A 12671-nucleotide genomic window follows, 5' to 3' on the forward strand; every position below is an offset into this window, starting at 1 on the left:
TGTCGCTCGGTGGCGGTATCCAGATCATCTCTGGATCAGACCAAATCATCAGTGACCCGCGTTGCTTCAACGCCGTCATACAGCGGTCAGTTCTTTGTCCTGTACGTCGTGGCTGTGCAACTGTTCAGGCCGTTAAGCTAGCACTTTGGATTCAAACCGTGTCTCACTCACCCGGTTTGTGCAATAAAGACAAGGAAAGATCGAGCGCTGGCACCAGACCCTGAAGAACCGCATGCTGTTGGAAAACTACTTGCTGCCCGGCGATCTCGAGTCCTAGATCGAAGCCTTCGTCGACAACTACAATCATCAGCCGTATCACGAGATCATCAACAACGTCACACCTGCCGACGTCTATTACGGGCGGGACAAATCCATTCTGAAACAACGAGAAAGGATCAAACGAAAGACACTCGAAGGGCGGCGCTTATTTCACCGCCACCACACCGCATAGCCAAACCAACCAGATGAGCCACACTCGCTCTTAGGTTAAGCGGCCATTGCGGCCAAAAACCCTGACGACGGACAACACCAAAACCGCTAACGTCAGACAATCAAGATCTAGGACAGATGAAGTTCGAAATGGATCCCGTTTTTAAGATCGAGAACGCCGGAAACGAGTTAAAGTTGATCATTCCAATCGCGGCGTGAACCGTGTGGTGAATGTGCCTCAACGCGAAAAATTCAATTTAACGGAGCGGAAAACGAGAGGCTGGCAACTTTTGACATGAGACACTAAATCTCAAACCATGGGGCTTGAGGCCTAATCAAATCCGCCTGATGCACTCAAAAATTTCAAGGCCGCCAAAACCGCTTGTGTAATTCGGATCAAGCGACTTCTTGCCTAACGGTCAGCAGAAAAATTGCCCCCTGCAATCGCCCATATGGTGAACGATTGCAGAGATTGCATTTGCCTTATCCTATTTTTTTCCTGAAGACTTAACCCCAGCATTGGCAGCAGCACGTGCTCTGTTCTTCTTGCTGTTTGACTTACCTTTCGGTGGGGGCGGTCCTTTGGGCTTGCTACCGGGTTTTGCGAAAGGCTTGCTTCCCGGCTTCCCGGCCTTTCCTGGGCCTCTGTCACGTGAATCTTCAGTGCGACGGCGCGCGGGACCGTGGCCCCCATCGGCATCGTCGCGACGTGGCTTACCCTCGTAACGCGGCTTACCACCCTTGGGCGCACCCGTGGGCTTGGGCTTTTTTGTCCGCGGTGCGGGTGCGTCGTTCCAATCAACAGGTTTCGTGTCACCCGACCGGTTTTCGCGCGAATCCCGTTTCTCACGTGGCTCACGCCGTGGCCTTCCCTCAGACGACTCATAAGCGCCCTTGCCGCGATGTGGTTTGCCGGGTTTTCCGCCACGCTTGAAACCATCGCGCCCGGATGGCGCCAAATTGGGCCCTTCCGCCAGCTGCGTCAGCGTCGCGCCCTCTTCGACCTTCATGTCTGGGCCAATGGCGGCCAGGAACGCCGGCACGCTGGTTTCCAGAATTTGCACATAGGACTGGTCCTGCTGAATGCGGATCGCACCGATGTCATCTTTGGTCAGATCGCCGACTTTACACAGCATTGGCAACAGCCGACGAGGCTCTGCTCCCCCAGCACGCCCCCCAGAGATTGAAAACCAAACCGACGCGCCAAACTCTTTGCGCGGGGCGGGCTTGGCGTCTACATCCAGCAATTCTTCCGGCGCAGTGTGCGACGCGCGATAAAGACGCAAATAGGCAGCGGCAAGTTGCTCAGGCGAAAAGCTGTCAGACAAGGCCTGAATGGTCACTATATCAGCATCTTCCGGCGCGTCGGTCCAAACCGGATCGGCAAGCATGCGCTCCTGATCCCGCGCCTTTACATCATCCGCAGAAGGCGCGCTGGTCCAATCCGCCTTCACCCTTGCACCACCAAGGATACGCTGCGCCTTTTTAGAGTTCTTACGTGTCACGATCAAAGCCGAGACACCTTTGCGCCCAGCCCGTCCAGTACGGCCAGAACGGTGCAACATGGTCTCATGGTTCGATGGTAACTCGGCGTGAATAACCAGATCCAAATTCGGCAAATCGATCCCACGTGCGGCAACATCCGTCGCAACACACACGTTGGCGCGGCCATCCCGCATCGCCTGCAACGCATGTGTCCGCTCCGCTTGCGAAAGCTCGCCCGAGAGGGCGACAACCTGAAAGCCACGGTTTGACAGACGCGTGGTCAGTCGGTTGACCATGGCACGCGTATTGCCAAAGACGATCGCATTTGGCGCCTCATAAAACCTCAGAGTGTTGATCACTGCATTGTCCACATCGCGGTCGGCCACAGACATTGCGCGATACTCAATATCCGCGTGCTGACTGGTTTCCGACTTAGTAACAACGCGCACCGCGTCACGCTGATAGTTCTTGGCCAGATGCGTGATCGATTTTGGCACTGTGGCCGAGAACAACAAGGTCTGCCGATCTTCCGGCGCTTCGCCCAATATAAATTCCAGATCTTCGCGAAATCCAAGGTCAAGCATCTCGTCCGCTTCATCAAGCACGACGGCGCGCAATCCGGACAGGTCAATGGAGCCTCGCGTGATGTGATCGCGCAGACGCCCCGGTGTCGCGACAACGATATGCGCTCCACGTGCCAGCGCGCGGCGTTCGTCGCGCATGTCCATGCCCCCAACACAAGACGCCAGTTGCGCGCCTGCCTGAGCATAAAGCCATTGAAGTTCGCGTTTGACTTGCAACGCCAATTCACGTGTCGGCGCGATCACCAACCCCAAAGGCGCACCCGCCGCGTCAAAGGTATCTCCTTCGCCTAACAATGTGGGCGCAATCGACAGGCCAAAGCCAACAGTTTTACCCGAACCCGTTTGAGCAGAAACCAAAAGGTCTGCGCCAACGAGGTCAGGGTTAATTACCGCCTCTTGTACGGGGGTAAGCGAATCGTATCCGCGCGCCGAAAGCGCATCTTGAATGGTCTGTTTCACAGTGTTCTCTACTTTTGTCCGAGGGCTGCCCAATGAACACCGCCAACAGGGCCCCTCCCAAAACCGGACCTCAAGAACGCCATTTCCAGAGCATGAAGAGGCGCGTTTAGACCAATACGGCCGAGATGTATAGCGCTGAGTCGGCATCGGTCCCACGTCGGCACGGCCAACCAACTAACGCACCCTTGTATATAGTTCGAAGTCGCACTATATGGTTCGATGTCGAACAAATAGAGGTCACCCATGTCCCTTTCTCGCAGAAAAGCCATTGGACTAATCGGCGGCGGTGTTGTGCTGGCTGCAACATCGGCGACCGCGCTTGCCGTAACCCGCAAACCACGCACTGCTGCTCTGCCGTGGGCCACCGCGGGTCACGAAAACGAAATTCGCCGCCAGGCTCTGTCCTTTGCGCTTTTGGCACCCAATCCACACAACCGTCAGCCGTGGGTCGTCGACCTGTCCGAACCCGACACTGTTGTGCTCTACGCAGACCCAGACAGGCTCTTGCCCGCAACGGACCCGTTCAGCCGCCAGATCGTGATTGGGCTGGGCTGCTTCCTTGAGGTGATGCGCATGGCCGCCGCCGAACAGGGTTACAGCGTTTCGATGGACCCGTTCCCAGAAGGGGAAACCGCCGCAGCGTTAGACAATCGCCCGGTTGCGCGCGCACGCTTTGTCCCTGCCCCAAGCGCAGCGCCCGACCCGCTGTTTGCCCATGTCTTGCGCCGTCGCTCATTGAAAGAACCCTTTGACACGGCCAATGCGATTCCTGACGACACGTTGCCAGTACTTAAAAGCTCAATCCGCGCTGGCACCCGCTTTGGAGGCTCGATCGCACCAGAGGACATCGCTACATTGCGCGAACTCAGCCGCGATGCGCTGCGTATCGAGATCGAAACACCCCACACCTACAAGGAGAGCGTAGATCTGTTCCGCATCGGTCATCGCGAGGTAGACGCAAACCCTGATGGTATCGATTTCTCAGGGCCAATGTTCGAATCCCTTCGGATGGCTGGCCTGTTCACGCGCGATGCCGTCCTTGATACTTCCTCCGTCGCCTACCGGTCAGGTCTCGACGCAGTCTTTGCCAACACCGATACGGCGATGGGGCATGTGTGGCTTACGTCCAAAGGTAATTCCCGCACCGATCAACTGGCCGCAGGTGCGGATTGGGTGCGCCTTAATCTCGCAGCAACCGGGCTGGGACTAGGCATTCAACCACTGAGCCAAGCCTTGCAGGAATACCCTGAAATGAAGTCCCACTACGATGCCATCCACACCCGCCTCGCGCCGAATGGCGGAACGGTTCAAATGTTCGCGCGAATTGGGTATGGTCCCGACGTGGCGCCGAGTCCACGATGGCCGCTGGATACAAGAATTGCCGCAAGCTGATGACCGATCACACCTGTTATTTCCGTTTTTCAACGAGATAGGTATCATTTCCCAGCTGTCAGGCAGGCTTCTCGAAAGTCACCTGCCTGACGGTTTTGTCCTCGCACACTTTACCGTGCTTAATCATCTAACGCGGCTGGGCGACGGACGCACACCTATGTCCATTGCAACCGCCTTACAGGTGCCCAAAACATCGCTAACCCATACTTTGGCTGGGCTGCACAAAGCAGAATTGATCCGGTTTGAGCCTAACCCCAAGGACAACCGTTCAAAATGCGTCATGCTAACCGATGCTGGGCGACAGTTCCGCGAAACCGCAATTGCAAACATCAGTCAGGACTTTGGCGGTTTCCTGAAAGACTTCTCCATGGATGAAATCGAAGCCGCCCTTCCCCTGCTGTCTCGCATTCGCGCCCATCTGGACAAGGCCCGCGACTGAGCACACCAGCCGCCCCAGCAGACTGACCAGGCAAATTTCATCAAAACACCGTGCGCCTCTGCAATTCCAAGAAAAAGACCTTAGGTTATGCCCAATCGAATTCAGACAAGGCACTAGGAAATGACCGATACATATACCCCACCCAAGGTTTGGACATGGGAAACCAAGAGCGGTGGACAGTTTGCCAACATCAACCGCCCCATCGCAGGGGCGACACATGACAAGGAACTGTCAGTCGGCAAGCACCCGATGCAACTATACTCTCTGGCCACCCCAAATGGCGTCAAAGTCACCGTATTGCTGGAAGAGCTGCTGGCCGCGGGACATTCAGGTGCGGAATATGACGCATGGCTAATCAATATCGGCGAAGGCGATCAGTTCGGGTCTGGCTTTGTGGACGTGAACCCCAACTCGAAAATCCCGGCCCTGTCCGATCACAGCAGCGATGCGCCTGTCCGGATTTTTGAATCTGGCGCGATCCTGATGCATCTCGCAGAGAAGTTTGACGCCTTTCTCGGGCCAAAAGAACAGCGCTCTGAAATGCTCAGCTGGCTGTTCTGGCAAATGGGCAGCGCGCCTTACTTGGGCGGTGGCTTTGGCCACTTCTACGCATATGCACCGGAAAAATGGGAATACCCGATCAATCGCTTTGCTATGGAAACCAAACGCCAACTGGATGTTCTGGACCGTCGTCTCGCCAACAACACGTACCTCGTCGGCGACGACTATACGATTGCCGACATGGCTGTCTGGTCCTGGTACGGGCAATTGGTCTTGGGGCGTCTATACAGCGCGGCCGAGTTCCTTGATGTGGAAAGCTACAAAAACGTCATGCGGTGGGCCAAGGCAATCGATGCGCGCCCTGCCGTCCAACGCGGGCGCATGGTGAACCGCGCTTTTGGCGAGCTGCACACCCAATTGCGCGAACGCCACGACGCCAGCGATTTTGACACACGCACCCAAGACAAGCTTGAGCCAGCCGAAAGCTGAGCTGGCGATTATCCCAAAGTTACCCCGATGCGCCCACTTGGCGCGCCGGGGCCCACGCCACTGAAACATTTGGCACCACCCATCCTCGCATTCTCGTCACCAACCCAGGGCATATATCGGGCAAAACAGGGCGATTGTTACAATCGCGCCTAAAATTCCCTGCACAACACACACGCCTCATCACACTGGCGCGAGACCGGATGTTCAGATTTTTTTCAGCCGTTAGATTGAACCTACAAATTCAATACACCGTGCGAACTTCAAGAGGAGCACCCCATGAAACGTTTCATTCTGTCTACTGCATTTACACTTTTGGCTGGCGCCGCCATCGCGGGCCCGCAATATGTTGACGAAACCGGCTTTGCTGCCTCAGGCTACGACGTCGTTGCCTATTTTGATCTGGACCAGTCGGCGGTCGGCTCCGCCCAACCTAAAGGTGTTGCCGGAAAATCCGCGATTACCAGCGAATACAATGGCGCAACCTTCGCCTTCTCTTCCAAAGCGAACAAGAAAAAGTTCGATGCCAACCCTGCAAAATACGCCCCTCAGTTTGACGGGCACTGCGCATATGGCGTTTCCAAAGGCGGCAAAGTTCCCGGCAACCCAAACCTGTGGCGGATCGTTGACGATAAACTGTATTTGAACATCACCAAGAACGTGGTCGGTTTCTGGGAAGAAAACATCCCCGGCAACATTACACTGGCGGACAACAACTGGGTTGGCATTGAGAATAACAAAGCTTCCAAATCCACCATTCCGAACTTCTCTTCCAGCGCACCCAGCAAGTAAGCAGGGCGCTCGTATATGCTTAAAACCCGGCGATGGGTCATCGGCGGGATGGCGGGCGCAGCAGGTGTTGGCGTAGCCTACACCCTACTGGCCCGAATTCCCAAATCAGGGCCTTGGATGGAACTTTCTCCACCCGAGGCCCTTCAGGCTGTTCAGCGTGGCGAGTTGTTGATTATTGATATTCGTCGACCAGATGAATGGCAACGAACGGGATTAGCCCAAGGGGCGGTTCCAATCGACATGCGACGGGGTGACTTCATAAGCGCTCTAAACAAGGCCCGCGCTTCGATCGATCAACCCATTGCGGTGATCTGTGCACGCGGCGTTCGCTCCAACCGCATGGCCAACCAAATGCATGACGCCGGAATCGGCCCAATTTTCGACATCCCCGAAGGTATGCTTGGGTCTGGCGACGGGCCCGGCTGGATACAACGCGGACTTCCACTCACTGAATGGACGGAACAAGGATAGGCAACTCATCATGCTGCGCAGCAGTCTTTCAGCCCTGACGGCTCTCTTGATTGGCACAAGCGCGCCGGCGTCCGCCTGTTCAACAACCACGCCTTGTAATGTCGCAGAAGGTGAGTACTTCATCGCGCTCCCAGACATTTCTGTAGAAGGCAACTGGCCTGCGGTCATGTTCATTCATGGCTTTGGGGCCAGCGGGCCATCAGTCTTTCGCAACACCGGTATGGTGAACCGCTTCCTGGACAAAGGCTATGCGGTGATCGCGCCCCAAGGGTTGCCTCGTTCCAATGGGCGCGGCCGATCTTGGTCAGTTCATCCATGGTTTCCGCGCGAACGCGATGAAATTCAGTTTTTGAAATCTGTGCGGGACGATGCCGTCGATCAACATGGTATCGACGCAAACGCGATCATGCTTGCGGGTTTTTCGATTGGCGGTTCGATGACAGCCTACGTCGCCTGTTCCGCACCTGATGCATTCACGGCATATGGCCCGATCGGAGGCAACTTCTGGCGCCCACACCCCACAGAATGCGCCGGCCCGGTCAAGATGCTACACACCCATGGCTGGACCGACGGCACTGTACCTCTCGAAGGCCGGGTGTTGCGGGGCGGCGATATCACAAACCCGGACGCCTTGGCCCAAGGTGATGTTTTCCACGCCCTCGACATTTGGCGCCAAACCAACGAATGCGTCCACCTAAAGGCCGACAGCTTTGTCACGGATGGCCCATTCTGGCGTCGGAAATGGGAACGATGTCACGACGACTCGGCGCTGGAATTTGCACTATTCCCCGGCGGGCACCGCATCCCGAATGGCTGGGTTGAAATGGCGCTGGACTGGTTCGAAAACCTATAAGGCCACCAGCACCGCGTCAAACTTACTTGGCCCCTTCCGTTCGCCAAAAATATCCTGGGGTGAATGCCCGCTTGCGGGCAGAGGGGCAAAGCCCCTTTTAAAGCTCAGCTCCGCTAAGCCACCAGAAATACCCTTTACTCCGCCGCTATTGCTTTGCGCGCAACCGGCTCCGCCAACACAGCTTTCATCCACGCACGTTCCGCCCGCGCCGCGCGCACAATCTGTGGCTCGTTCAAAGTCTGCGGGCTGTCCAAACGGATCGGCCCCAAGGCCCGGTCACTCACACGCAACGCGCTCATACGCGACAGCGGCACCGCCAGAACAAGACTGACCGCAATCGGCAGCAACCAATAGGATGCGGCACCCAACGCAATCTGGCTGATCATGACCCCGCCAACAGCCGTTTCAATCCAGTGAAACCGCAGCGTCTGACGCCAGGAATATCCCGTCGCATCACGCCGTTGCGGCGTCCATTTTCCAGAACGCCCCAAGACCGCAAAAACCACGGCAATCGTTTGCTGTACCATCATGACCGGCGCATAAAGGATCGAACATACGATCTCGAAAAGGGCCGTCGACAATAACCTCCACCAACCACCGTAAGCGCGACGAGTTCGGCTGCGAAACCCAAGCGCTAACGTTCCGGTCAGCTTCGGCATAAGCAGCATTGTGTAAATAAAACCCAAGTAAATCAGGCCATTGATTTGCGTCGTAGCCGGCCACATAGGTTGCAATGGATTGGCCGGATTGAAATAGGCAACGGCTTCCTCAGGCATGGCGCTGCCCAACATCGACCAAATCACGATCAGCGCAAACCACGCCGGTGACAACAGGAACGCAACTGCCCCCTGCAACAGATGAAAACGCGACACGGGATGAAATCCCCGCGCAGCCAACAGGCGCAGGTGCTGCAAATTGCCCTGACACCAACGTCGGTCTCGCAATGCATAAGCTATCAGCGTTTGCGGCGTTTCCTCGTAACTCCCACCCGTGCGCGGCAAAAATCGTACGGCCCAACCTGCCCGACGCAACATGCCCGCTTCGACAAAGTCGTGGCTCAGGATCAGATCACGCCGCCCGCGACGACCATTCAGATACGGCAGCCGTGCGCTCTGTGCAAAGGCACGCGTACGAATAATGGCATTGTGACCCCAATAATTCCCTTCACGTTGCGCCCATGTTGTCAGCCCCTCGGCCAACAACCAGCCGTACACCGCATTGGAAAATTGCTGCATCCGCCCAAACAAAGTTTCCGAACCGATCAACGAGGGGAAGCTCTGGATCAATCCTGCCTCGGAGTCAGCCGCAAGCTCATCCGCCAAACTGCGAATAGCAGCCCCACTCATCAGGCTATCCGCATCCAGAACAACCATCGCCTCGTAATCGGCACCCCATGTCTCGATCCAGTCGGTCAGGTTACCGACCTTCTTGTCGTTGTTTTTATCGCGACGTCGATAATACGCCTCTATCCCTGCCGGACATGCCGCGCGAAGCGCCCAATAGGCGCGTTCTTCCTGCTCTGCAATTTCCGGGTCTTGGGTGTCAGACAAAATGAACAGGCTAAACCGGTCCGTCTTTGGCCCAGCCGCCAGTTCCTTGATCATTGCTGTCGCATTGCCAAACACTTCCCAGGCCGTCTCATTGTAAACCGGTACAAGCAAGGCAACATTCTGCGCGCCCCCGCGCGGATGTGCATGTCTGGTTGGGCGTGTCCCAATCGATCGTCTCACAAGCCCAAGCGTGACCGTGCTGACCGAGAGTGAAATCCAAACAAAGGTTACACCAACAAGCGCAACAACCATCGCCTCGGCCAAACTCACACCGCCCTTGGCAAACCACTGCGCAATCCCGGCGCTCAGGGCAAAGGCCACCATGATTGCAGGGGCAAACGCAGCAAGCCGCCAAAGCTGATCTGACCGCGACGCGGATTGCGAAGAAACACCTTGCGCCGGTACTTCCCCGAAATCCTGCCGCGCCATAGGCAAGGGCGCGGCCGCAGGCATATATGAGGCGGCGTAACGCGTCATGCAGTCCACCGATAAAGCCAGGTCTCACTCAACGGCTGACCATCAACGCGCAGTTCGGCGCGCAATTCAATCACCTGCGCCTCGCCTGGATGAAACTTGAACGCCAATCGCGGACCACCGGTCTCCGGATTGCGCTGAAGAACACCTTCAGACACGTCAACATTGCTGGCCCAGATCACCTTTTCGATATCGTCCAAATCCTCTGGCACGTCAGCGCCCGGGGCAAAATCAACTGCAACAATGATACCCTTGCCGCGGAATGCATCCCCAATACGGGTATTCAACACGGTCAGCCCCTGACCATAATCGCTCTCTTCAGCCCATGTCAGACGATAAGAAAACTCCGTCTCGCTCCCCTCTGGCAACCCACCTGCGGGCCGCCAATAGCAGACAATGTTGTCATAAATCTCAAGTTCGGTTGGGATCTCTACGAGGGTCACCGCACCTTCGCCCCAATCTTCATGCGGTTCGATCCATACACCGGGGCGGCGATGGTAATGCGCCTGAAGATCTGCAAAATCCCCAAACTGCCGCGCGCGCTGCATCAAACCAAACCCCTTGGGGTTAGTGTCCTGAAACGCGCTCACTTGCAGGTTTCGCGGATTGGCAAGCGGACGCCACAGAGTTTCGCCCGCACCGTTGGTAATCAACAAACCATCGGAGTCATGAACGGCAGGGCGGAAATCCGAAAACCGGTCCCGATTGGTTTCGTCAAAGAAAAACATCGACGTCAATGGAGCAAGCCCGACATGCTGACAGTCCGAACGGGCAAAAACGGTCGCCTTGATCTCCATCACCAATGGATCACCATGCGTGATGTCAAACTGATAGGCACCTGTGCAACTTGGACTATCAAGCAACGCATGCACACGATACGTTTCTGACCCCTGCACCGGTTTCTCGACCCAAAAGGCCCGGAAATCCGGGAACTCTTCCCCCGTTGGCTCTGCCGTATCAATGGCCAACCCGCGCGCGGACAAACCGTAAATCTGCCCCGTCCCAATCGCCCGAAAATAGCTCGCCCCCTGAAAGACGGCAAACTCCTGATAGATGCCTTCCTTTTCCAACTCTGCGCGCAGCCGCAGACCGGAATACCCCAGCGTGTCGTCTATCGGCAGATCCGGAAACTTGTCAGTCTTGTCGAACACGCCAAGGTCAAACATGACCTCTCGCGCCTGCCCGTCTTCAACAACGGCAATCTGGATTGGGTATTTGAAATACAAACCCGGCGCGAACATATCGAGCCGCAACGGAGTGTTCTCCTCACTGTTCCAAACCGCATGTTTTCCGTTGAACCAGATCGAGACATAATCGTCATAACTGATATCCAGCCACTGCTGCGGGACCGACGGTGGCAGCGCATATGACTTACCGGCCAGCTTACGCGCCAAGTCGACGACATTTTGCCGGGAAAACGGTGTTCCCTCACCCAGCGGTGGGCCAAAAACTTCGTCCTTTTTGTCATGCGGCGTCGACGCCATGGCAGTATTGCCACCCGCCAGCGCGATCAGTCCAGTGAGAAATTCTCGCCTCAACATTCCGTCACGCTCTCTTTTTCCATGGTTGCGATTTAAACCACGCCACGCCGTAGGCGACGGCGATAATGATGGCAAATCCCAACAGGTTGACCCACAACATCGAAAAATGCGTGCGTCCCACATTGTCCAGAACCACGCCCATCAGCCGAGCCAGATACATGGAGCTGACAAATACGGCCAATGATTGCTGACCAACCTTCATGATCACCGCCAACAGAACGGTCCACGTCTTGGTCACCCACCCGGTGCCAGTACCGGGTTGAATGCGCGCGCCCTTGGGGCCGACAAGCACCCATGCGACATAGGCCAAGGCAAGGAAATGCACATAGCGCAATATGCCGAAATCCGACTTGTTGATCAGCACCTTATACTCGCTCCGCCATGCGCGAATTTCAGGGAACTGGCCGATTATGCGGAAATAGGCAAAGGGAATGATCGCAACAACAACGGCGACCGCCAACCAAAAAAGGCGCCGATCGACCGGTGGCGCAGGTAACCACCCCGCCATGAATGCAAAGCCCGTGAAAAACACCAGTTGCCAGCCAAAGGGGTTAAAGAACCATTGCCGCTGTGACCACGGCTCAGCAGGTAAATTGGCGTCAAACAGGTTCGCAGTCAGCCAGATGGCAATCACTGCCATCGCGGCAAGGCCAACATGCACGCGCGCCAAACCAATCATGATTGGCATCATCGCCAGAATGACCAAATACATCGGCAGAATGTCAAAGTAGTTCGGTACATATGTCAGCGTCAGCAAACCAACCAAATTGGTCTGCGGATCTTTAAAGAACGGATACAGGTTTAGCTGCCCGATATAGTCTCGCCCGTCCGGAAAGCTGTTGTTCAACACAACCATGGTCGCGGCAATGGCAAAGAACAGACAGATATGCGCCCAATAAACCTGCCATACCCTCTGTGCGACACGGAACGTGCCCATCACCATCCCTCGGTCGCGAAATACACGTCCAAAAGCGATGGCCGAGGCCATACCGGAACAGAACACAAAAATCTCGGTCGCGTCGGAAAAACCAAACCGCGCCGGAATCCACAGCGTCAGCCAATTTGACGGGGTATGTGCAACAAGGATGATAAACATCGCAATGCCCCGGAAAAAATCCAGTCGTGGATCGCGTGTTGTGGCAGGCGCAGCCGCGCGCGCCGCTTGGGCCGGCGGTGTCATTGTCATATTAGGTTCGGCAAGGGCCATTGTTTCAG

At 56.1% G+C, this 12671-nt stretch carries 10 protein-coding genes and 1 pseudogene; 7 read left to right on the forward strand and 4 right to left on the reverse strand.

What is annotated here, in order from left to right:
* Window positions 1-190: 190 nt before the first annotated feature.
* Window positions 191-451, forward strand: a pseudogene (locus CLV88_RS12155) (integrase core domain-containing protein); the annotation flags it as partial.
* A gap of 466 nt (window positions 452-917) precedes the next feature.
* Here the strand turns inward: CLV88_RS12155 and CLV88_RS12160 are convergent.
* Entirely contained in the window at window positions 918-2957 is a 2040-nt protein-coding gene (locus tag CLV88_RS12160; RefSeq protein WP_106608683.1) for a DEAD/DEAH box helicase, read from the reverse strand.
* 243 nt (window positions 2958-3200) lie between these two features.
* On the opposite strand from CLV88_RS12160, the gene CLV88_RS12165 reads away from it, so the two are divergent.
* The 6 genes from CLV88_RS12165 (at window position 3201) to CLV88_RS12190 (ending at window position 7891) form a co-directional block, all read left to right on the forward strand.
* Window positions 3201-4349: an Acg family FMN-binding oxidoreductase gene (locus CLV88_RS12165; RefSeq protein ID WP_106608684.1), complete on the forward strand. Its 1149-nt coding sequence runs from the start codon at window positions 3201-3203 to the stop codon at window positions 4347-4349.
* Window positions 4288-4788, forward strand: coding sequence for a MarR family winged helix-turn-helix transcriptional regulator (locus CLV88_RS23580; RefSeq protein ID WP_106608685.1), 501 nt, complete (start codon window positions 4288-4290; stop codon window positions 4786-4788). Before CLV88_RS12165 ends, CLV88_RS23580 begins: the two co-directional genes overlap by 62 nt.
* Before the next feature lie 120 nt (window positions 4789-4908).
* Window positions 4909-5778 carry a glutathione-dependent disulfide-bond oxidoreductase gene (yghU, locus tag CLV88_RS12175; RefSeq protein WP_106608686.1) on the forward strand — a complete coding sequence of 290 codons (870 nt, stop codon included), beginning with the start codon at window positions 4909-4911 and terminating at the stop codon, window positions 5776-5778.
* Between the two features lie 276 nt (window positions 5779-6054).
* Window positions 6055-6567, forward strand: a complete 513-nt coding sequence (locus CLV88_RS12180) for a YHS domain-containing (seleno)protein (RefSeq protein ID WP_106608687.1) — start codon at window positions 6055-6057, stop codon at window positions 6565-6567.
* 15 nt (window positions 6568-6582) lie between these two features.
* Entirely contained in the window at window positions 6583-7038 is a 456-nt protein-coding gene (locus CLV88_RS12185) for a rhodanese-like domain-containing protein (protein ID WP_106608688.1), read from the forward strand.
* 10 nt (window positions 7039-7048) lie between these two features.
* A complete protein-coding gene (locus CLV88_RS12190) occupies window positions 7049-7891 on the forward strand; it encodes a CE1 family esterase (RefSeq protein WP_165798884.1) in 843 nt (280 codons plus the stop codon).
* 134 nt (window positions 7892-8025) lie between these two features.
* On the opposite strand, the gene mdoH is transcribed toward CLV88_RS12190, so the two are convergent.
* Genes mdoH through CLV88_RS12205 form a run of 3 tightly spaced genes read right to left on the reverse strand, consistent with a single transcriptional unit; the run spans window position 8026 to window position 12663 of the window.
* Window positions 8026-9918: a glucans biosynthesis glucosyltransferase MdoH gene (gene mdoH, locus CLV88_RS12195; RefSeq protein ID WP_106608690.1), complete on the reverse strand. Its 1893-nt coding sequence runs from the start codon at window positions 9916-9918 to the stop codon at window positions 8026-8028.
* Window positions 9915-11456 (reverse strand): OpgD/OpgG family glucan biosynthesis protein, encoded by a 1542-nt coding sequence (locus CLV88_RS12200; protein ID WP_106608691.1) that lies wholly within the window; start codon window positions 11454-11456, stop codon window positions 9915-9917. The genes mdoH and CLV88_RS12200 overlap by 4 nt, the downstream gene beginning before the upstream one ends.
* 4 nt (window positions 11457-11460) lie before the next feature.
* Window positions 11461-12663, reverse strand: coding sequence for an OpgC family protein (locus tag CLV88_RS12205; protein ID WP_106608692.1), 1203 nt, complete (start codon window positions 12661-12663; stop codon window positions 11461-11463).
* Window positions 12664-12671 lie beyond the last annotated feature (8 nt).

This window comes from Shimia abyssi (assembly GCF_003014475.1).
In the GTDB taxonomy this organism is placed as follows: Bacteria; Pseudomonadota; Alphaproteobacteria; order Rhodobacterales; family Rhodobacteraceae; genus Shimia; species Shimia abyssi.

What these genes read in the sequence shown, in the direction of transcription:
- CLV88_RS12165 (WP_106608684.1), top strand. Translation starts at nt 3,201, where the DNA reads ATGTCCCTTTCTCGCAGAAAAGCCATTGGACTAATCGGCGGCGGTGTT.
- CLV88_RS23580 (WP_106608685.1), top strand. Translation starts at nt 4,288, where the DNA reads ATGGTCCCGACGTGGCGCCGAGTCCACGATGGCCGCTGGATACAAGAA.
- yghU (WP_106608686.1), top strand. Translation starts at nt 4,909, where the DNA reads ATGACCGATACATATACCCCACCCAAGGTTTGGACATGGGAAACCAAG.
- CLV88_RS12180 (WP_106608687.1), top strand. Translation starts at nt 6,055, where the DNA reads ATGAAACGTTTCATTCTGTCTACTGCATTTACACTTTTGGCTGGCGCC.
- CLV88_RS12185 (WP_106608688.1), top strand. Translation starts at nt 6,583, where the DNA reads ATGCTTAAAACCCGGCGATGGGTCATCGGCGGGATGGCGGGCGCAGCA.
- CLV88_RS12190 (WP_165798884.1), top strand. Translation starts at nt 7,049, where the DNA reads ATGCTGCGCAGCAGTCTTTCAGCCCTGACGGCTCTCTTGATTGGCACA.
- mdoH (WP_106608690.1), bottom strand. Translation starts at nt 9,918, where the DNA reads ATGACGCGTTACGCCGCCTCATATATGCCTGCGGCCGCGCCCTTGCCT.
- CLV88_RS12200 (WP_106608691.1), bottom strand. Translation starts at nt 11,456, where the DNA reads ATGTTGAGGCGAGAATTTCTCACTGGACTGATCGCGCTGGCGGGTGGC.
- CLV88_RS12205 (WP_106608692.1), bottom strand. Translation starts at nt 12,663, where the DNA reads ATGGCCCTTGCCGAACCTAATATGACAATGACACCGCCGGCCCAAGCG.